Annotated in this window: 17 protein-coding genes and 1 tRNA gene; 5 read left to right on the top strand and 13 right to left on the bottom strand. The window is 55.9% G+C overall.

The annotated features are described in order from the left end of the window. Nucleotides 1-28 precede the first annotated feature (28 nt). From F5897_RS03930 to F5897_RS03915, 4 genes are read left to right on the top strand one after another with little or no spacing between them, the layout of a single operon-like run. Nucleotides 29-1,699 (top strand): glycosyltransferase, encoded by a 1,671-nt coding sequence (locus F5897_RS03930; protein WP_183304544.1) that lies wholly within the window; start codon nucleotides 29-31, stop codon nucleotides 1,697-1,699. After that, nucleotides 1,687-2,577: a glycosyltransferase family 2 protein gene (locus F5897_RS03925; RefSeq protein WP_183304543.1), complete on the top strand. Its 891-nt coding sequence runs from the start codon at nucleotides 1,687-1,689 to the stop codon at nucleotides 2,575-2,577. The genes F5897_RS03930 and F5897_RS03925 overlap by 13 nt, the downstream gene beginning before the upstream one ends. A gap of 44 nt (nucleotides 2,578-2,621) precedes the next feature. Continuing rightward, nucleotides 2,622-3,497, top strand: coding sequence for an ABC transporter permease (locus F5897_RS03920; protein WP_233574364.1), 876 nt, complete (start codon nucleotides 2,622-2,624; stop codon nucleotides 3,495-3,497). Between the two features lie 25 nt (nucleotides 3,498-3,522). After that, nucleotides 3,523-4,269: an ABC transporter ATP-binding protein gene (locus F5897_RS03915; RefSeq protein WP_124824854.1), complete on the top strand. Its 747-nt coding sequence runs from the start codon at nucleotides 3,523-3,525 to the stop codon at nucleotides 4,267-4,269. 60 nt (nucleotides 4,270-4,329) lie between these two features. Here F5897_RS03915 and F5897_RS03910 read toward each other — a convergent pair whose 3' ends face one another. Genes F5897_RS03910 through galE form a run of 5 tightly spaced genes read right to left on the bottom strand, consistent with a single transcriptional unit; the run spans nucleotide 4,330 to nucleotide 10,064 of the window. Further along, nucleotides 4,330-5,670, bottom strand: a complete 1,341-nt coding sequence (locus F5897_RS03910) for a M20/M25/M40 family metallo-hydrolase (RefSeq protein WP_183304542.1) — start codon at nucleotides 5,668-5,670, stop codon at nucleotides 4,330-4,332. Beyond that, entirely contained in the window at nucleotides 5,670-6,545 is an 876-nt protein-coding gene (locus tag F5897_RS03905; RefSeq protein WP_183304541.1) for a glycosyltransferase, read from the bottom strand. The genes F5897_RS03910 and F5897_RS03905 overlap by 1 nt, the downstream gene beginning before the upstream one ends. Beyond that, complete coding sequence (locus tag F5897_RS03900) at nucleotides 6,542-7,588, bottom strand: glycosyltransferase family 2 protein (protein ID WP_246332227.1); 1,047 nt, start codon at nucleotides 7,586-7,588, stop codon at nucleotides 6,542-6,544. Before F5897_RS03900 ends, F5897_RS03905 begins: the two co-directional genes overlap by 4 nt. 13 nt (nucleotides 7,589-7,601) lie before the next feature. Then, on the bottom strand, nucleotides 7,602-8,984 hold the full coding sequence (locus tag F5897_RS03895; RefSeq protein ID WP_183304540.1) for an LCP family protein: 1,383 nt from the start codon (nucleotides 8,982-8,984) through the stop codon (nucleotides 7,602-7,604). 54 nt (nucleotides 8,985-9,038) lie between these two features. Then, nucleotides 9,039-10,064, bottom strand: coding sequence for a UDP-glucose 4-epimerase GalE (gene galE / locus F5897_RS03890; protein ID WP_124824800.1), 1,026 nt, complete (start codon nucleotides 10,062-10,064; stop codon nucleotides 9,039-9,041). A gap of 87 nt (nucleotides 10,065-10,151) precedes the next feature. Here galE and F5897_RS03885 point away from each other — a divergent pair, with 87 nt between their 5' ends. Next, complete coding sequence (locus F5897_RS03885) at nucleotides 10,152-11,249, top strand: glycosyltransferase family protein (protein WP_124824799.1); 1,098 nt, start codon at nucleotides 10,152-10,154, stop codon at nucleotides 11,247-11,249. A 151-nt stretch (nucleotides 11,250-11,400) separates the two neighbouring features. On the opposite strand, the gene F5897_RS03880 is transcribed toward F5897_RS03885, so the two are convergent. The 8 genes from F5897_RS03880 to F5897_RS03845 all read right to left on the bottom strand — a co-directional run bounded on the left by F5897_RS03880 (nucleotide 11,401) and on the right by F5897_RS03845 (nucleotide 19,596). Further along, a complete protein-coding gene (locus tag F5897_RS03880) occupies nucleotides 11,401-13,929 on the bottom strand; it encodes an LGFP repeat-containing protein (RefSeq protein WP_183304539.1) in 2,529 nt (842 codons plus the stop codon). Nucleotides 13,930-14,028: 99 nt separating this feature from the next. After that, nucleotides 14,029-14,541 (bottom strand): 5-(carboxyamino)imidazole ribonucleotide mutase, encoded by a 513-nt coding sequence (gene purE / locus F5897_RS03875; protein WP_124824797.1) that lies wholly within the window; start codon nucleotides 14,539-14,541, stop codon nucleotides 14,029-14,031. Nucleotides 14,542-14,656: 115 nt separating this feature from the next. After that, nucleotides 14,657-15,859, bottom strand: coding sequence for a 5-(carboxyamino)imidazole ribonucleotide synthase (locus F5897_RS03870; RefSeq protein WP_343048788.1), 1,203 nt, complete (start codon nucleotides 15,857-15,859; stop codon nucleotides 14,657-14,659). A 175-nt stretch (nucleotides 15,860-16,034) separates the two neighbouring features. Beyond that, nucleotides 16,035-17,501, bottom strand: a complete 1,467-nt coding sequence (locus tag F5897_RS03865) for an aldehyde dehydrogenase (NADP(+)) (protein ID WP_183304537.1) — start codon at nucleotides 17,499-17,501, stop codon at nucleotides 16,035-16,037. Between the two features lie 138 nt (nucleotides 17,502-17,639). After that, on the bottom strand, nucleotides 17,640-18,476 hold the full coding sequence (locus F5897_RS03860) for a PP2C family protein-serine/threonine phosphatase (RefSeq protein ID WP_183304536.1): 837 nt from the start codon (nucleotides 18,474-18,476) through the stop codon (nucleotides 17,640-17,642). A gap of 13 nt (nucleotides 18,477-18,489) precedes the next feature. After that, entirely contained in the window at nucleotides 18,490-19,191 is a 702-nt protein-coding gene (gene nusG, locus F5897_RS03855) for a transcription termination/antitermination protein NusG (protein WP_124824793.1), read from the bottom strand. A 35-nt stretch (nucleotides 19,192-19,226) separates the two neighbouring features. Beyond that, nucleotides 19,227-19,487 carry a preprotein translocase subunit SecE gene (secE, locus tag F5897_RS03850; RefSeq protein ID WP_124824792.1) on the bottom strand — a complete coding sequence of 87 codons (261 nt, stop codon included), beginning with the start codon at nucleotides 19,485-19,487 and terminating at the stop codon, nucleotides 19,227-19,229. A gap of 33 nt (nucleotides 19,488-19,520) precedes the next feature. Further along, a tRNA-Trp gene (locus F5897_RS03845) sits at nucleotides 19,521-19,596 on the bottom strand. Nucleotides 19,597-19,712 lie beyond the last annotated feature (116 nt).

The following is a 19,712-nucleotide window of genomic DNA, read 5'->3' as shown; positions in this document are numbered from 1 at the left end:
GCCTTCAGAATCGTAAGAAGTATCCTAAATGACCTTTGCTTTTTCTTCACCCTTGGTAGAGTTTGCCCCAGCGCAAGTTGAGCTGCTAGCAGACTTCACCGATTTGCAACGTGCACAGCTGCTTGCGGCGGCAAACTATCACGCGCTCCAAAACCCACAATCGGTGCTAGAACTGCGCATCGGGGTTGGCGACATTCAGCAAATGCCGGCGCTCACTGACCGCACCACGGTCCTGGGTGAAAGCGTGCAAGACTGCGGTGTCACCGTCACCGTGACCGGGCGGAGCCTGGCACACGGCTCTGTGCAGCGCACAGCGCCAGAGCGTCCGGTAGTGAGGTGGATCCGCCTCGCGCACCCTGCCGCGACTCCCGCTACAACTCAGCCGGTGGGGCGCCTCTCCGCAAAACACCGTGCCTACCGTGTACTTGAGAAGGAGAGCCCGGAACTCTTAGATATCGCCCGCGAAGCAATTATGACGAAGCGGGAACAAGACTCCTCCAAATACATTGTGCGCTACGACCTCGAAAAGGCAGCGCAGCATCCCGAGCATTTCAAGAACACCTGGCCACATCTGCCACAGTTGAACCTCGCCGGGAGCACCCAGAAAGCTGTACTGTTTGGGTTGCACTGGCTGCAAACCGGCGGTGCGGAACGGTGGGCGATTGAGTCTATCGCTATCGCGAAAGAGAGCGGGCTGCTGCCGATTGTAGTCACAGACCAAAACTCGGTGCATCCGTGGTTGACTCTGCCGGAGCTTAAAGACTGCGTTGTAATCACGATGAGCTTCTCCCACCACCATCAGCCGCTTGATGTGCGGCTCGGTCATGCCTTGCTCGAAAACTTTAACATCGTCGGAGTTATGCTGCACCACTGCCATTGGCTATATCACATGCTGCCGTGGTTGAAACAGCAGAACCCGCAGTTACCAATCATCGATTCTTTGCACATCGTAGAATATCTTGGCGGTGGCTACCCCGGTATTTCCAGTCATTTTGATGACTACATTGACGTGCACCACGTTATCTCTCCAGCACTGCTTAAATGGCTAACTCGTAACCAGCAGGTTGACACTAAAAAAATAGCACTCGCTCCACTGGCAGAGCTGACAGCTGAGGGAGACAGCAAATTCAAGCCACGCAACCTGTCACGTCCATTTACTATTTCTTTTATTGGCCGTTTGTCGCGGCAGAAGCGCCCAGATATCTTCCTCCGACTCGTCAATAAAGTCAAGAAGCTGGGGCAAAAGCAGGGGGTTGAGATCCACGCGATTCTGTACGGTGATGGCGAGATGCGCGACATCGTCGAAAGCTACATTGATCGCTTCAAGCTGCGCGGCATTGTGGAGCAGCGTTTTTCTGAAAAAACCGTGACTGAAACGCTGCAGGAAACTGACCTGCTAACTATTACCTCAATTAACGAGGGCATAACCCTCACAACCTTCGAGGCTGCCGCAGCTGGAGTGCCAGTACTCTCCGCTGATGTCGGATCACAAGAAACAATTGTGCAGGGTGAGCTGCTAGTGCCGCGCCCCGGCCCAAGTTTTATCAACCAAGCCGCTAAAGTTATTATTAAACTCGCGCTTGACGAACAGGCCCGTGAGCAAGCCTGGCAAGAGCAGCAAGCGCGAATCACCGAGTTTAAAAAACTACCAACAGCTCACTCATGGACGAAAGAGACCTTTGAAAAATGGCAAATGTAGCAGCAGTTGTAGTTACCTTTAACCGCCTTGAGAAGCTCCGGAAAGTTATCGCCTCACTAGAGGCCCAAACCATGCCGCCGAGTGTTTTGGTCGTTGTTGATAACGCTTCTACCGACGGCACTGACAAGTATCTGGCGCAGCTCGACACCAAAATTCAGCTCGAAGTGGTGTCCCTGGCGAAAAACTCCGGTGGTGCTGGTGGCTTCTCTGCCGGGATGCGGCGCGGCTATGAACTGGGCGCAGATTTTGTGTGGATCATGGACGACGACGGCTACCCCGCGCCAGACGCCCTCGAAAAACTGACTGCCGGCTTTGACGCTGCCGTAGCGGAGCTCGGTGACGAGGTGCCTTTTGCATGCTCCGTGGTGCAGTTCACCGACGGCTCCATCTGTGAGATGAACAATCCGGTGCCAACCTGGGATTGGGGTCGGCTCCTGGTGAAGGGGCAAAACTCCGTAATGGTCAGCAGCTGCTCCTTCGTGTCGGTGCTGGTGCCACGCTGGGCTATTGAAAAGCATGGCCTGCCATACAAGGAATACTTCATCTGGTTTGACGACGCCGAGTACACCATGCGACTTACCCGCAACTGCCCTGGCGTGCAGGTGCTCGACAGCGTCACCGTGCACGACATGGGTGAAAACAAGGGTGTTAACTGGGGCATGATTGACAGCAAGAACGCCTGGAAATTCGCCTACGGGGTGCGGAACCAGGCGTCGTTCCAGCTGCACCACCGCTCGCTGCTGCACTTCATCCAGTTCGCACTGCAGGTTGTGGTGGGGATGCGCCGCGGCGGCGTAAAGCCCCGGCTGCGCCGCAAGATGTACCGCAAACTGTGGGAGGGCGTGCGTTTTAACCCGCGCGTAGATCGCGTAATTTAAGCGCGGCAGCGATCCACCCACCAAACAGTAAGTAGACTAAGACTGTGACAACGAACTCACTGGCTAAATACCGCAACGACCCGGATTATTCAACGCCGGGCAAGAGTCGCGGTCTAATCGATGTGTTCACGCACCGCTATCTGCTGCAGCTGCTCACCAATAAGGGCGTTGCCACCAGATATTACGGCTCGGTGCTGGGGTGGATCTGGTCATACATTAAGCCGGGTGCCCAGTTCCTAATGTACTACCTGGTAATTGGTCTTATTTTGGGCGTGCATCGCGGCATCGACTGGTTCCACATTTATCTCTTCACGGGCATTGTGATGGTTAACCTGTTCAGCGAGATTATGAACAACACCACCACCTCGGTGCTCGATAATGGCTCTCTCGTGAGCAAGATTTTCTTGCCGCGCGAGCTGTTTCCGGTGTCTGCCTGCGCGGTTGCGATTATTCACTTCTTCCCGCAGGTGCTGTTGCTGTTCGCCATTACCCTGTTTAGCGGCTGGGTTTTCAGCTGGGGCGCCGTTTTGGCGTTCATCGGGGCGCTGGTTTTGACGCTGTCGTTTGCGCTCGGCCTCGGAATGTTCTTTGGCAGCATTAACGCGCTCTACCGGGATGCAAAAAACTTTGTAGATCTGCTTTTGATGTTTGCCACCTGGGCGAGCCCGGTGCTTTACAGCTTTGAAATGGTGCGGGATGCGGCTCCGAGCTGGTTCTACCACCTGTATATGTCTAACCCTTTGACAGTGGCGGTGGAGCTGTTCCACGACGCATTCTGGGCACCGCTGACTCCAGAATCTGCCCGCCCTGAAAACTTCGGAATGTATACGCTCATCGCCTTTGCGATTGCGTTTACCACGCTGCTTATCGGGCAGCTCACCTTTAGAAAACTGGAGGCGTCTTTTGCACAGCGACTCTAATTCCAACATCGAAAATCCGCTGGAGCTGCCGAAACCAGGTTTTGATCCGCGACCCGCGATAATTGTCAACGAGGTGACCAAAAGCTTCGATATTAAGCACACACACTCGCTTAAAGAGACCGTTATCGCCGCGTTTCGCCGTAAAGAGCTGTCAACGCGGTTCCACGCTCTTAACAACGTATCTTTCCAAGTGCCGCAGGGCCAAACCCTGGCGATGCTGGGGCGCAACGGCTCCGGTAAATCAACCACGCTGAAGCTGCTCTCGGGGGTAATGCGTCCCGATAGCGGGTGGATTCGCACTCGTGGCCGTGTCGCCGGCCTGCTCGAAGTTGGCGCAGGCTTCCACCCCGACCTCACCGGCAGGGCCAATGTTTACCTTAACGCGGCGATTCTCGGGATGAGCAAAGAAGAGGTTGACGAGCGTTTCGATTCGATTCTAGAATTCAGCGAAATTGGTGAGTTTATCGACACCGAAGTGAAATTCTATAGTTCTGGAATGTACTCACGGCTGGGGTTTGCGGTGGCTATTCACACCGAAATGGATATTCTGTTGGTTGATGAAATCCTGTCGGTTGGTGATGCCCAGTTCCGCGAAAAATGCCACAATAAAATCTTTGAATTGCAGGAGCAGGGCAAAACCATGTTTATTGTGAGCCACGCCGCTGATCAGGTCAAAATGCTATGCGAGCGCGGTATTGTGCTCGATCACGGCAAGGTGGCCTTTGATGGCCCTATTGACGAGGCTGTTGAGCACCTCAACGCCCCCCGCTAAAAATAGCCCACGGCTTAGTGTGATCCGGCGCTTAAACATGTAAGTACGTTGACACCAACGTCAGCATGTGAGCCGACGCTGCAGCACATAAGTGAGACCCTGCAGTGTCAACGCTATCGATTCCACGTCGATGCGCTCATTATGCGCATGAATTCGCGCCCGGTACTGCTCATAGCTCCACTGTGAACTAAACAGCGCGAAACCGTAAGCCGGAATGCCACGCTGCCGGAAGAAACGACAGTCTGAGCCGCCAGCGGCGACCAGCGGTAGCACCGCGGCACCGGTAAACTCCCGTACCGCATCACACAACACCGCAAACAGCTCGGTTGCGGCACTTGATTTCGTCGCTTCCCACCCAAGCAGGTGTTTAATCTCGTACTGTCCCTTAAGCGGCGCCAGGGCGGTGTGCAGCAGCTGATCCACCGCAGCATCATCAACGCCCGGCAACGTGCGAATATCTAAGGTCAGCTGCGCCGTACCGGGTATCACGTTGTGTGCGGTACCGGCGTGGAACTTAGTGACTGCGATTGTGGTGCGGCTCACCGCATGTGCATAGCCCGCAATAGCACCCAACTGCGGCAACGCGACGGGTAAAGTTGCAGCATCCAGCAATTGTTTTTGCAACTGTGGATCAGCCACCCGCGCCCGCACAAACGCCTCCCAGGTGTCCCCGAGGTGCAGCTGCGCTGGTGCCTGCTGCAGCAACTGCAGCGCCTGTGCAGCGACGTCAATCGCGCCGTCGCCCGCGTACGGAATCGAAGCGTGTGCCGGATTACCGGTGAAGGTGATACGGCGGCCGGCAGATCCCTTCTCCCCGACCTCGATGGCGACGTGCTCGCCGAACCGCATCCCGCCGGATTCTCCGATTACCTCGGTGATTTCGGCAAGCTCTGCCTGGGTTTCAAACAGCCATTTCACGCCGTGCTCGCCGCCGGCCTCCTCGTCGGCTACTGCCAGCAGAATCAGGTCGCCGCGCGGCGGGTTCCCGGCGGCTGCGGCGCGCGCCACCTCTCGGAACTGGGCTGCGAAAGCCGCGGTTAAAAACAGCATGTCTACGGCGCCACGCCCCCACACTTCGCCGTCTATCAGCTCACCGCTGAAGGGGTCGCGATCCCAGTATGCGCGCTCCACCGGAACCACGTCGAGGTGGCCCAGCAGCCCCACCACTGGCGCAGCCGGGTCACTGCCAGGCACCCTGGCGATAATCGAGGCGCGGCCCGGTGCCGCCTCTACAATTTTGATGCTCGCGCCGCAGCCACGCAAAAACTCAGCGATGATTTTCGCGCTGCGGATTTCCTGTGCGCCCTGCAAACTCCCGTCGTTAACGCAGGCGGCGCGAATCAAATCCTGTAGCAACTCCACTGTGTCAGCAACCGCCGCCGCACTGAATTTCTTCGTCATTACTTTTTGTCTCCCGGCAGCCCAGGCGCGATAAAACGCTTAAACAGCACCTGTTTTATCCGTACCGGCAGCAACCGATACACGGTTTTCATGACGCAGTTGCGTATGAACTGTGCCGGAGTAATAAACCCGATACGCAGCATTTCCCGTTGCAACCGCAGCTCAGTTGCAGCGGTTTCCATCCCCCCACGGCGACGGTAAACCCCCCTGCCTGCGCGGTAGCGCAGCAACGGTTCGCGCAGATTATCAACCTTTGCGCCAGCTGCAATCAACCGCACAAACAGCCAGTAGTCCTCCATGCTACCCATTTCCCGATAGCCGCCGTGCTCCAGCACTGTTGCTTTGCGGTACATCACGGTTGGGTGATTAAACGGACTGTGGGTAATAGCGTGTTGGCGAATCCGCGCTGCACCCGCCGGAGCCATCCGCAAGCTCACCGTTTGCAAGCTGTCGTCAGCAAACTCCTCCATCGCTGTGCCGAGCACGTCCAGCTGCCCATCATTAAAACGCTGCCACTGTTTGGCGAAGCGCTCCGGAAGGCTGATGTCGTCGGCGTCCATCCGCGCCACAACCTCATAGCCACAGTGTTGCAGACCGTAGTTAAGGGCGTTAGCGAGTCCTTTATTTTGCGCTATTTGCAACACTCGCAGCGGCACCGGCGACAGGCTCGCCCGCCACTGCTCTAGTACAGCGGTGATTGCTGGCGGCACCGGACCATCTTGCACCACGATAATCTCCGCGGGTTTAAGTGTTTGCTGCACCAGACAGCTTTCCAGTGCAGCGCTCAGCTGCGCCGCGGTATCGCCGGCGTAGACCGGCAGCAGCAGCGAAAAAGGCGCGGTTTGGGTGTTTGTAATGGTAACCGCCGCGCTCATCGCCGCCACCTGCCGTGTTTGCTCGCGGTAGCGGGATCCAGCGCCGCAATTACGGTGGCGACATCTTGCGGTACCCCAGCGCCCTGCAGCACCATGCTGTTTGGCAGCGGGGCGGCCCGGTAAGCTTCTTTAAGCCCCTGCTCGCAGGCGCGAGCTAGTACCACCGGGGCACTGCTACGCTTGAAAGTGCGAACCCAGCGACGCGCGGTCGCGGCACGGTAAGCGGCACGCTCCCATGGTTTCAACGCCCGAGAGTGTTTAAACAACCATATTTTGTTGCGTACCTCATACCGGAAACGCTCTCCCGGGTCATGATCGCTGGAGCCAAGCGCTTTGGTTTTGTGAGTCACCACGCTGTGCGGCACATAGATGCCATGTGCCCCGTGCAGCAGGCGTGCGGAGTATTCAAAGTCGTCGTTCCACAGAAAATAGGCGGCAACAGGCAAGCCTACCTCCTGGATGCGCGAAGTTCGCAGCAAGGCTGACACGAAAGAGATGGAGCGAATAGCGGTGGCACCCACTACTTCGCTACGCGCCACTTCCGAGCTTGTAACCCCGATTTTCTGTTTCGGGGTGTTCATAGGATGCTCCTGGCCGTTGGTCCAGACCACCCGGGAGCCGATAACAGCGAGCGAATCAGGACCGGTTGCCGCGTACTCGCGGTGGGCGTGCAGTGCGGTTTCCAGCGCGGTAGGATGCGGCACCGTGTCGTCGTCCATAACCCACACCCAGTCGGGCGCAAATCCCTCCAGCTCGGTGTTGATAGCGGCCGCAATGCCAACTGCAAAACCACCGGCGCCACCAGTGTTGTGCTGCAGCTTAATGAGCTGGCCAGCTGCCCCCAGCTGTTCCAAATTGTGCGCAGCCACGGCCGCTGCGTCGTCAGTGCTGCCGTTATCGACCACAATCACCGCGTCGGGGCGCACAGTTTGCGCCAGTAACGCTTGCAGGGTTTCCTGCAGTAGGTCGCGGCGATTGTACGACACCACAACTGCCGCCACGCGCAGCCGCTGCAAATCTCCCTGCGGTTGCAAAAATGTCATCGCTGTCTGCTCACTACTGCCCATTTTCATCGCTTCCCGAGGCCTGCACAATAGCTTCCCGCACCATCTCGTGAATCCGGTCATAGTCTGGTGCTTCAGTGATAATTTCTGGCGGGCTCAATTCCACACGCACCGGCTCATGCTGTTTTGCGCGCAGGGCCAAATCAGTGAGGGTGCCGATCATGTTGTTCGGCACATCGGTTTCTGCGACGTGGGTGCCGCTCTGCAGAATCGCCTCGAAGCGTAGCAGCACGTTGCGCGGATCCATCTGTGCCAAAATCGCAGCCTGCAGCTCCCGCTGGCGTTCCATGCGATCATAGTCGCCACGCTCAGAGCCATAGCGTGAGCGCGCGTACCACAGCGCCTCATATCCGCTGAGTCGTCGCAGCCCGGGCTCCACATAGCCTTCCACACCGTTGCCAAACTCGTCACCGCCAATTGGCAGCGGCTCGGTGACGTTAATTTCCACCCCGCCGAGGGCGTCAATCAGCTCCTGGAAGCCCTCCATATTCAGCAGCACGTAGAAATGAATGTCAAGGCCGGTGGATCCCGCCACCCCGTCTTTAGTAGCCTCAATACCCGGGGTTGAGCCGTGCGCTGTCGCGTCCGGATACAGCTCCGGCAAGAAAATCTCACCCTCGCTAAACAGACTGTTCAGCCAGCACCTGCCAGTGTTGCAGCCGTCGATTGCACCGAAGCCCTCCGGGTAAATGGCGTACAGCGGACTGCTTGGTTTAAACTGTGGCTCGTTGAGCTCCCGTGGCAAGCCCACGAAAACCGACTTGCCGGTTGCGGCATCGATACTCACCAGGGTGATGCTGTCTGGGCGCACACCCTCACGATCAGCTCCCGCATCGGTGCCGAGCAGCAAAATATTGTATCGACCGTTTTCGTCGGGAGACACAGCCGGACGCTCCGCAAAAACCTCCGACACCACCTGCTTACTGGTCTGCAGTAGGTTTATACCCCACAGCCCCGCCGCCACCGGCAACACTGTCAGCAGCACCGTTACAAAAGCCAGCGGTGCTCGCCAGTTGCCGCGCACCCGGGTCAAACGCAGTAGCCGCATGGTATCAAAACCGAGAATCAGCCACATCAACAGATAGCAGCCGAGCACCACCTGCAGCGCGGTCAAAAACCACTGCTGTCCCAACAGATTCAGGGTTTGCACCCGAAACTGCCATAACCCCACGCCGAACGCCGCAACGCCCGCGAGCAACAGCCAAGTGGCAACCATTGCAAATCGCCCGAGTGCCTTCTTACCAGCCAGGATTTGCACGCTGCCAGGCAGCAAAAACCCGAGCACCACGAACCACCGCGCCCGCTTGGTCATAAAACGCGGATCGGTTTCATCCGGGTACCTCAGAGGTAAGCTCATCTGACGTTGCAAATCCATTTCGCCCTCTATCTTATACCGGTCACAGCACCGCTCTTTCGGTGCTGTCTCAGGTTAACCGTTGAAGCCGTTAGGGTTTTGCGATTGCCACTTCCAGGTGTCTGCGCAGGCCTGCTGCAGGCTCAGCTCAGTCTCCCAGTGTAGCTCCGAATTTGCTTTGTGTGGATCAGCCACCAGTTCCGCCACATCACCCGCGCGCGCTGGCAAAACTTCGTAGGCGATCCGTTGCCCACTTGCCTCTTCAAAGGCGGCAACAACCTGCAACACGCTGGAACCCACACCGGAGCCGAGGTTGTAGGCGGTAACCCCCTGCGTCGCCTGCTCAAGAGCAGCAATGTGGCCGGCGGCGAGATCCATCACATGAATATAGTCGCGCACCCCGGTGCCGTCAATGGTGTTGTAGCTGTTGCCGAAAACCCCGAGCTGCTCGCGCTTGCCAACCGCAACCTGCGCTACGAAAGGCATCAGGTTGTTTGGGATACCGCTTGGATCCTCGCCGATTTTACCTGATGGGTGCGCCCCCACCGGGTTGAAGTAACGCAGCAGCACAGCAGCCAGCTCTGGGTGCGGAACGACCGCGTCGCGTACCATCTGCTCAATCATGGCTTTGGTCCAGCCGTAAGGATTGGTGACGCCAACCCCGGTCGGGTGCTTTTCGTCAAGCGGCAGGTACTGCGGATCACCGTAAACAGTTGCCGAGCTTGAGAACACGAAGCGGTTAATCCCGAGGGTGCGCATTTCGTCTAGCACGTTGAGGGTAGAGTTAATGTTAACCCGGTAGTAACGGGTTGGCTGCGCCACCGACTCACCGACAGCTTTCAAGCCGGCAAAGTGGATAACCGCGTCCACCGGCGCCTTATCGTGTGCGGCGGCAAAAGCATCGCGTGCCTGTTTGCTAGATGCCAAATCTGCTTCTATTAGCTCAATGTCTGTGCCGGTGATTTCCTGAATACGCTCCACTGCTTTCGGGTGAGAGTTAGAGAAATCATCGATGATGACGATGTCATGGCCGCGTTCGGCCAACAAAACCGCTGTATGACTACCAATGTATCCGGCTCCGCCGGTCAATATAACTCGCATACTTTATAGCCTACATTGAGCTTCGACAGTTGTTTGCCTATTAAAATGATTAATATTCATAACTTTTTCAAGGGGCTAAGTTCTTAAATGGCAGTTATTAACCTCATCGGCGAAACCTTTGCCGACTACGATCACGCAGCGAACGCTGCCGCGCTGCGTGACCTGACCGCTGCTTTGGCACGCACCGCACCGCGGGCGTGCGCAGTGCGCGTGTTGCTTCCTCAGCACGTCGAGCTTAACTTACCAAGAAACCCTCGCATTAGCACCGCACAAATTCCGCTGCCAGCAAACATGTTAGGGCTGCTGTGGCATACTAACACCGCAGCACGACCACTTGACGGGGAAATGCTCCATGCGCAAACCCCATTAGTTCCTCTACGACCCCTGCAAAAACGTGAGACCGGAACGCAAGTCACAGTAGGGGTCCCGCACCTTGCATATCTAGACCAGGATTGTTGCTTTAGCCCCCAGCAGGTTAAACTCCAAAAAAATTTGTTAAAACGCGCTGTGAAACACGCAGATGTTTTAATTGCTCCAAATTTCGATGTGGCATCCCGACTACAGGCAGAATTTGGGGCGGTCAATGTCAGAGTTGTAAGCAATGCAGCACCGCAAGAATACATCGCCAGCGCCGAGGCCGCTGCACGTCGTGAAGAACTGCTCTTACCACAGCGTTACATGGTAACTACAGAGCCCTGTGACCCTGACCGCTTGGCCTGGCTGACCGAAGCTGTGGCTGCCAATACAAAGTTACCGCCGCTAGTAATCATCACCGCTGATGCAGCTACACCCGAGAGTAGCGGCGCAATCGCGCAGGAAGAAACCTCTCGCGTAATTCGTATTCAAACTACAGCGCTATCAGATTACGGGGCAATTCTGGGTGGCGCAGATTTATTAGTATTGCCCCATTACGGGCTAACCATGGCGTACGAGGCCTATGGCGCAATTGCCAACGGTGTACCTATTTTGCACGCGGAAATTCCCGCCGCGGCAGAAATTGCAGTAGATGCAGGGGCAGTTTTTAATAGCGCAGAATCACTGCAAGAACAGCTTGAGTTAATTTTTCTGAGTGAAGCAGCAAATCCTGTGTTAGAGCGGCTTAAAATTTTGGCTCAAGATCGCAGCAAAGTTTATAGCTGGGACACTACCGCTCTCACTCTGTGGGAAATTCACGCAGCAATCTAATACAGCTACAAACGGACGTGCTGCGGCGGCCTACTTAAGTTACTATGAACGGTTGAGAGAAAGGAATATTCCCCGCCGGTACCTGTCTCTAGCAAGCTAAAGCAGTATTTTTACTACCGACGGGGAATAACGCTAAATCACAACTGAATGATTATTTCGGCTGCACCTCTAATCCTGCAGCAGGAGTCCAAGTAACCACAACCTTCTGGAATTCTTGCCGATAAGTATCGCTCCCGAGGCTCTCCTCTGAAGAGATTGGGTAACCGAAACGGCCATTCTCCGCTCCCGTTCTCAAGAACTCAGATCTAATAGCGCCTTTTACGAACACAATCTCTCCGCTGCGTTGCTTAAACAAGGTTGCATGGCGGAATTCTTGTCTGGTACCGTGTGCGCTGCGAATCTCGTACCCGCGAGGGTGCCCCAACCAGCTACCGCTGCCTCCTGCTTCAAGATAAAAATCTCTAAAGTCGCCCTGCACGAATCCGATACCGATACCAGGAGCCCAAGTGACTGTGCCATTTTCAAACTCTTGGCTCCAGCCCCCGTTTTCATTAATTTCTGCGCTCAGTGGCCAGCCGAAACTACCAGTTTCCGCACCGTTTTCTTTATGTGCACCGCGGATCGCGCCCTTCACGTAAATAATCCCGTGCTGTGGTGTCCAATATGCAGTTCCGTGTTGGAAATCTTGACGATACCCTTCACCGGTTTGCACTTCAGCACCGACTGGGAAGCCCAGCCAACTGTTAGTACCGCCTAGCCGATTATATTCGTAGCGGAAAGCACCCTTTAGGAAACCGGCCCCGCTAGCAGGTGACCAGTAGGCTGTAGCCTGTTGGAACTCTTGTGCCCAACCGCCGGCGATGCGCTGTTCTTCAGCGAGTGGGTAACCATACTTCTGATAAGCCAACTCTTCATCAGCCATCAGCTCACCATGGAATGCCCCGTAAACGGCTACCGTATTACGTGGTGACCAGTATACATTGCCGTTCTCGAAGTGCTGAATCACTCTATCACCCGAAACAATTTCGACACCAAGCGGCAGCCCGAGCTTGCCATTTGGGCCTCCGAGACGATCAAAGTAAGCACGAATACCGTTCTTTACAACTCCCACAGTGCCATCTGTGGTGCGGTAGATAGTAGCGTTCTCAAACTCTTGTTTAGTGCCGCCACGCACCGCAGATTCGATTCCTGTAGGCAGCCCAATTGTACTGTTAGGGCCGCCCTGGTACTGGTACATGTCGTGGATATCGCCAGCGACAGCGTAAGCCCCAGTACGAGGAGTGTAATATGCGGTGCCGTATTCAAAGTGCTGCACAATATGATTGCCAACTTGATGTTCCATATTTAACGGGAAACCAAGCTGCCCTGCGGCACCGCCCAAACGCTTGTGCTCCGCTGCAAACCCGTTGCGTGTCCAGGTCACTGCTGTCAATGGTGACCAGAACATATAGCCACGCTGCGTGCGTTGCTGCACACCATTCGCAACTTTCTCCTCGACACCATAAGGAGCCCCGAGCAACGTCGGCAGGTTATTTTTCTGATTCAGATATGCCTCTTTGAAGCCATTAACCAGGAAAGCGGTTCCAGTGTGCGGAGTCCAGATTGCATGGGCATTACTGAAATGCTGTCGGTAAGTTCCGTTTTCAGCATATTCATTACCCCGCGGCACCCCGAACCGACTGCTTGATCCGCCCTGCAAATCATAGTAGTTGCGGATACCGCCGCGCACCGCTGCAATCTGCTGCCCTGGAGCAGCAAAAAGTGTGGCATGCTCAAAGCGTTGCTCAATAACTCCACCAGTTACTGTCACCGCGCCGCTGACTGGTTTCCCATAATGCCCAGGATTGCTGTTGTAGAGATCCCTAAAACTCTGATCCACACTAATGTTGACAGCGTCTCCGAACCATTTTTTATAAAGCTTATTGAAATTATAGTTACCGTATGCTGCACAGTTGTCGGGGCGTCCAGCAAGCACTGAACTATTTGGCACGTACGGGGTGTAGTAGTAAAGCCCTGCGGTGGCATGGTTTTCGATGCGAATTCGCTGTGTACCGCAGCTCGGGTTTGGGTGATGCTGCACATTAGCGTACCCTCCAACAGGGAACCAGGTAAACTGTCCGCTGTCGCGGTAGCGTTTCAACTGCCGCGCTGCATGCCAGACCTGATTTTGGAACCCAAAATAACTAGCGTCACAGTTTGCCCCAAAATTTGGTCCAGTGTCAGGGCAAGCGTACCCCATCGCACGCTGATAAGCGTAATCATTAGGAGATACTGTAGTGATGAGACTCTGCTCTTTCTGCAGCATCACTAACAGTGCTTTTTGGCTAATACCGCAGCCGCGCCCAACCTTCGCGATAATCTCTGCTGCAGTCTCTGAACCCGCACCAAGGTACCCGCCAGGGCAGTAGGCATCAGGCAGCTTACCCGTGGTAGCTTGGCTGTAATTACGTAAACTACGCGGTGTGCCATGCGGCACCTGCTGATTCAAAAAGTTTTGTACCTGTTGCGCAGACATCGCTTGGCCATCATAAAACAGCTCATCCTCAATAATGCGCCCAGGATTAAAATCAGAGGATGCGGCCGCCTCAGCCGGGGTCAGCACTGTAAAGGCCAACGCTCCCGCTGTTGCCATCACTGCAGCAAGGCGTCTCACTCTCTTAAAACTTGGTTTTTCTACCATATCCTCGTCACCTTGTAACTCGAAAAATAATCTAAACTACGAACAAGCACTCACTGCCAAACAGTGCTGCGCGCAACAACAGCACATCTAATGCAGCAGTTAAAGCTCAGCGGCAACTTGTTGCTGTAGCGCCGCGTTCTTAGCTTCGACCTGTGCAGTAAGCTCACTAGCATAAGCAGCAAGTTTTTGTTGCACATCAGGATTAAAAGCTCCGACTATTCTAGCAGCTAAAATACCCGCGTTTTTTGCTCCGCCTATCGACACTGTAGCGACCGGAATCCCGCCGGGCATTTGCACGATTGACAGCAGTGAGTCCATGCCGTCAAGTGTGTGCAGCGGCACCGGAACTCCAATAACAGGCAAGGTTGTCATTGAGGCGACCATTCCCGGCAGGTGTGCTGCTCCCCCTGCTCCGGCAATAATCACCTTCAGCCCCCTTGAGACCGCTGATTTCGCATAGTCAAACATCGCATCCGGGGTGCGATGAGCACTCACAACCTGCACCTCGTGTGCAATTTTAAATTCTCTGAGCATCTGCACTGCATCCGCCATCACGCGATAATCAGAGTCTGAGCCCATAATCACGCCAACAACTGGCTGTTGCTCGGTCATTTCTGCTCCTTCTAGCTGGCTACGCAGCTGCCTGTCATAGTGCCTTTTATTACCTGCGTGGTTGGAAAGTTAAATCCCGTGCTGTGCGCGGCGGTTCGGTCGGTGGCGGATCCGCCTAACCGTTTTCCATCTCGGCCGCGGCTGCACGAGCAGCTTGCAAAACCTGGGCGGTGTCGTCGCCGATAACGGTGACGTGTCCAACCTTACGCCCCGGTCGTGAATCCTTACCGTAGCTGTGGAACTTCGCCGCCGGATGCGCCGCCAATGCACGATTGTAGCGCACCGGCATCGGGCCTTCTGCCGGGCCGCCCAAAACATTGATCATAACCGCTGCGGGGCGGGTCATGGCGGTGCTGCCCAGCGGCAGGTCGGTGACGGCCCGCAGATGCTGTTCGAACTGGCTGGTGATACTGCCCTCGATTGAGAAGTGTCCGGAGTTGTGCGGGCGCATCGCGAGTTCGTTGACGAGCAAGCGACCGTCTAGGGTTTCAAACATTTCCACCGCCATCACTCCGGTAACTTCCAGGCCGGTGGCGATCTGGCGCCCGATAGCGGCCGCGGCTTCCTGTAGTTTTGCCGCGGTGGTTGCCACTGCCGGAGCCGGGGCAATAACCTCGGCGCACACTCCGTCTTGCTGCACGGTTTCAACAACCGGCCACAGGGCTACTTCCCCGCTGGGGCGACGCGCTACCAGCTGTGACAGCTCCCGCTCAAACGGCACCAGTTCTTCTGCCAGCAGCGCATCGCTAACTGGATCAGCCTCCAGTGCCGCAAACCAATCTGCGGCCTCAGCTGCAGCCGTGACTACCCGCACCCCTTTACCGTCGTAGCCACCACGCGCGGTTTTCACAACCGCTTTACCACCCACCTGCGCCAAGAAAGCGTCGAGCTCTGCCGGGTTTTGCACCGTGGCCCAGGTTGGCACCGGCACCCCGATTTCGCTGAGTTTTTGTCGCATCAAGATTTTGTCTTGCGCGTACTGCAGTGAGTGTGGTTGCGGGTGCACCTGCACTCCGGTGGCAAGCAACTGCGCCAGCACTTCTTGCGGCACGTGTTCGTGGTCAAAGGTGATGACGTCTACGGTTTCGGCGAACTGCATCACGGTTGCAGCATCACGACAGTCACCGACCGCGTCTGCGGCCCGGGCAGCGCTCATCCCAGGGGCTTCTGCAAGCACACTGATTTCTAAGCCGAGGTGGGTTGCTGGCGGTATCATCATCCGCGCCAGCTGCCCCCCACCGATCACGCCGACTCTGATTTTGCCTGCGCGACCCGCTGCCGTAGCCGCGGTTTCTGCACTGTGTGAATTGTTCGCCACCTTAGTTAAACCTCCGCATTCCATTCTAGCTGTGCGGCTGCCACGGCGCACTATAGGCCGTGGCAGCTCGGCACCCGAAGAGCTGTATCCCTGTGCGGGCCAGACCCGGAGCGCACAGGCATCCTGCACAGCTCAGCACTGCGGCGCCACCCGAGCTGGCGCCGCCAGCGCGTGCCTACAGCGGCTTGTACTTGCTGTGTTGATTTTCGACGCCGCCAACCACACCGTTGACGCGGCGTAACAGCGGGGTTTGCGGCTTGTCACGTAGCTCTTCCGGCAAAAATTGTTGTGGGAAGCCTTGATAAGCGACCGGGCGCAAGAACCGATAAATCGCGGCGGTACCGATTGCGGTGGAGCTCACCGCGGTGGTTGCGGGATATGGCCCACCGTGCTGCTGCGCATAGGTAACTGCCGCCCCCGGAGACCACTGATTCCAGAGCACTCGGCCAGCTTTTTCGCGAAGCTCGTCAAGCAGTGGCGCTACAATTTCGTCGTTTTCTTCGCCACAGATTGTGGCGGTAAGCTGCCCGTCGAGGATGCGAGCAAAAGCCAGCATCTCAGCTTCGTCTTCGTACGTCACAACCAGCCCGGTGGGGCCGAAACACTCGCGACAAATTTCTTCATAGTTGTCAAGAATCGCAGTGGCCGTGGTACTCAAAACCGTTGGCCCCGGAGCGGTGTCGTATGGTTCATCACCCTGGGCCAAAAGCTCGATTGCAGTGTGCTGCTGCAGCTCCTGCAGGGTATCAACATAACCCTGGTGGATGCGCTCATTCAAAAGTTTTTGCCCCTCCGGCAGCGCAGCAGTCGCAATCGCCTGTGACAGCCCGGAATCTCGCGGCACCACAATAATGCCCGGCTTGGTGCAGAATTGCCCTGATCCCAGAGTGATGTTACTGAGGTACTCCAGCGCAATCTGATTTTCCCGGTGTAGCGCTGCCTGCTTGGTCACGAAAACCGGGTTCAAGCTACCGAGCTCACCGAAGAACGGAATCGGCTCTGGGCGTGAGGTTGCAATATCAAACAAAGCTCGCCCCGCAGGAATCGACCCGGTAAAAGCACCGGCTTTGATCTCCGGCGCCTGCAACACTGCAATGCCATCGGCACGGCTTTCAATCAGTTGGAAAAGGTGCTCCGGCGCTCCCACGTTGTGCAGCGCGGAAGTCACCACTGCGGCAGTCTCCCGTGACAGTTCCGGGTGCCCGTTGTGCGCTTTCAAAATCACCGCGCAGCCCGCGGCAATAGCAGACGCGGTATCACCGCCGGCAACGCTAAAGGCAAACGGGAAGTTGCTTGCCGCAAAAATCACCACCGGCCCCAGCGCCTGGTTGGTGCGTCGCAGATCCGGCCGCGGCCCAGTCGCCCAGTCAGGGTTTTTTTCGTCGATACGCACGTCAAGATAGACGCCATCTCGCAGCACCTCTGCAAAGAGTCGCAGCTGGAAACTGGTGCGGTGCAGCTCTGCGGTGAGCCGATCCAACCGCAAATTAGTCTCCTCCCGCGCAATCGCCACGAGCTTTTCGCTGTTGGCAACTAGGCCATCAGCAATTGCTTCGAGCGCTAACGCACGAGTTTCACGCGGTGCACGGGACCAGCTGCGATATGCCTTGTGAGCATTTGCGACGAGGGTCTCAACTGTCATGAACTTCTCCTGGTTCGCCTTTGAGGTGCGACCCCACCGTGGTGCAGCGGGTCATCGCTAGGACATCTTAAATTGCTATATCTATAATATGGTGGATCCAGCTACAACCTGGAATTACCTAAAAATTCTGTAGCTGTGCTACAAACCTTTGCCGTACTCTGCTGTCTGCTGTACCGTCGCAGTGAGATCAGCTGTGTCACAATCATCAATAAATTTCTCGGCGGTGGCCACGCCAGGTTGCAGCTGCTGGTGCTGTCCAGCATCAAGCACGTCAACCAGCAACAGCGTGACGTTATCGCGCGGCAGCTTCTCGAGTGCCGTATCAAGCAAATAGTTGGCGCTGGTCTCGGTGACCGCGAGGGCCAGCCCAGCGGCTATTTCTGCATCTGAGAGCGTGTCCGTGAGGCCATCGCTGCACACCAGCAGACGTTCACCCGCGGTCAACGGCAGCAGCCAGGTATCGAGAGTATCTGCGCCACTACCAAGCGCCCGAGTGATCACGTTACCCGCGGGCAAGCGTGGATCATTGAGCGCCACCCCGCTGGCGAGCATCTCGTTGCGAAGCGTATGATCTACCGTAATCTGCTGCAGTTTGCCGTCACGAAAACGGTAAACTCGACTATCGCCAACGTTAATGATAAGCCAGGCGAAGCCCTGCTCCTGTCGGGTTAGGAAAATCCCGGTGAGGGTGGTGCCGGCACCCTGTTCGGTAGTGCCGGAGATGCGATTTACCGCAGCGCGAGCGCGCGCATACGCAGCACCTACCGCGTCAAGCGAGACATAAGGGTGCTGCGTCAGATGTGTGAAGGCATCGATTGCAGCGGCGGCTGCGATTTCACCGGCATCATGCCCACCGACACCGTCCGCGACCAAGAATACCGGGCCGGCGCACAGCATAGCATCTTCATTTACCTGCCGATAACTGCCAATATCAGTGCGTGCAGCGTACTTAAGCTGCGGCAACCGATATGACATAGCAGCCGACTGATTAGATCATTTTTGCGACCTGCCCGAAAGTGAGCTCAACAGGAGTCTCACGCTCGAACAGGCTCACCAGCACGGTGAGTTTTCCGCTTGCAGAGTTGATTTCACTGATGGTGCCAGGAAGACCGTTGAAAGAACCGTCTTTGATGGTAACGGTTTCGCCAATCTCGAAGTCGATTTCCACATTGCCTGCTGCGGCTGCGCGAGCAGCAGCGCTAGACTTGTTTTCAGCTTCCATCTCGAAGGTTGTTTTCAGCATTTCAAATGCCTCGTTAAACCGCAGTGGCACCGGGTTGTTGGCGTTACCCACGAAGCCAGTGACGCCAGGAGTGTGACGCACAATTGACCAGGTATCCTCATTAAGGTTCATGCGCACCATAACGTAGCCCGGAATACGCACCCTGGTAACCATTTTACGCTGGCCGTTTTTGACCTCCATGACGTCTTCCATCGGCACCTGAATTTCGTATATGTCATCTACGGCGCCCATGGTTTCACGGCGGTTCCACAGGTTTTCTTTAACCTTACGCTCATAACCGGCATAACTATGGATGACGTACCACTTGCCTGGCTTGCGACGCAGCTCGCGACGCATTTCTTTGTAAGGATCTACTTCTTCTACCTGCGGCGCAGCGGCAGTGGTGTCGCCTGCTGCCAGTGCATCGAGAGCGCCCTCCAGGCTTTCCTCAATTGAATTGTTAGTCATATTAATCAGCCTTGCCCTTGATTTTTAGCAGATGCCTAAACGGCAGTGCCGAATACAAACAGTGTTAAGAACCCGAACAGCTGGTCAAGCAGGGTGACAAAAACCATCATCACAATCACGAAGCCGAGTACCACGAAGAAGTAGTTCCGCAGCTGTTTCCAGGTTGGAGTGTTTACCTTTTTCAGCTCGGCGATAACCTGCTTGATAAAAAGAATGATGCGCAACACGAAGTTAGGCTTCTTCTCACCGCGCTTTTTTGCGGGAGTGTGGGCCTGCTCGATATCTGTGCTGCTCACGCATCTTCCTTTCTAGCAACTAGTTTAAGTAACTGGCAGGGCGGACAGGACTCGAACCTGCAACCGACGGTTTTGGAGACCGTTGCGCTACCAATTGTGCCACCGCCCTAGATAGCTTCTTTTAGTACTGTAGCGTCCTTTCCTGAACGTTTGCAGCACCAAAATTATTAGCTACTCGTGAAAGTTTACGGCATTGCGAGCAACTTGTCGAATTTAATCTCAAAA

The sequence above is a fragment of the Canibacter oris genome, assembly GCF_014197205.1.
GTDB lineage: Bacteria > Actinomycetota > Actinomycetes > Actinomycetales > Microbacteriaceae > Canibacter > Canibacter oris.
This window is presented reverse-complemented; position numbering and strand designations above follow the sequence as displayed.

Coding starts and splice junctions, on each gene's coding strand:
- F5897_RS03930 (WP_183304544.1), top strand. CDS start 29: ATGACCTTTGCTTTTTCTTCACCCTTGGTAGAGTTTGCCCCAGCGCAA.
- F5897_RS03925 (WP_183304543.1), top strand. CDS start 1,687: ATGGCAAATGTAGCAGCAGTTGTAGTTACCTTTAACCGCCTTGAGAAG.
- F5897_RS03910 (WP_183304542.1), bottom strand. CDS start 5,670: ATGACGAAGAAATTCAGTGCGGCGGCGGTTGCTGACACAGTGGAGTTG.
- F5897_RS03905 (WP_183304541.1), bottom strand. CDS start 6,545: ATGAGCGCGGCGGTTACCATTACAAACACCCAAACCGCGCCTTTTTCG.
- F5897_RS03900 (WP_246332227.1), bottom strand. CDS start 7,588: ATGACATTTTTGCAACCGCAGGGAGATTTGCAGCGGCTGCGCGTGGCG.
- F5897_RS03895 (WP_183304540.1), bottom strand. CDS start 8,984: ATGGATTTGCAACGTCAGATGAGCTTACCTCTGAGGTACCCGGATGAA.
- galE (WP_124824800.1), bottom strand. CDS start 10,064: ATGCGAGTTATATTGACCGGCGGAGCCGGATACATTGGTAGTCATACA.
- F5897_RS03885 (WP_124824799.1), top strand. CDS start 10,152: ATGGCAGTTATTAACCTCATCGGCGAAACCTTTGCCGACTACGATCAC.
- F5897_RS03880 (WP_183304539.1), bottom strand. CDS start 13,929: ATGGTAGAAAAACCAAGTTTTAAGAGAGTGAGACGCCTTGCTGCAGTG.
- purE (WP_124824797.1), bottom strand. CDS start 14,541: ATGACCGAGCAACAGCCAGTTGTTGGCGTGATTATGGGCTCAGACTCT.
- F5897_RS03865 (WP_183304537.1), bottom strand. CDS start 17,501: ATGACAGTTGAGACCCTCGTCGCAAATGCTCACAAGGCATATCGCAGC.
- F5897_RS03860 (WP_183304536.1), bottom strand. CDS start 18,476: ATGTCATATCGGTTGCCGCAGCTTAAGTACGCTGCACGCACTGATATT.
- nusG (WP_124824793.1), bottom strand. CDS start 19,191: ATGACTAACAATTCAATTGAGGAAAGCCTGGAGGGCGCTCTCGATGCA.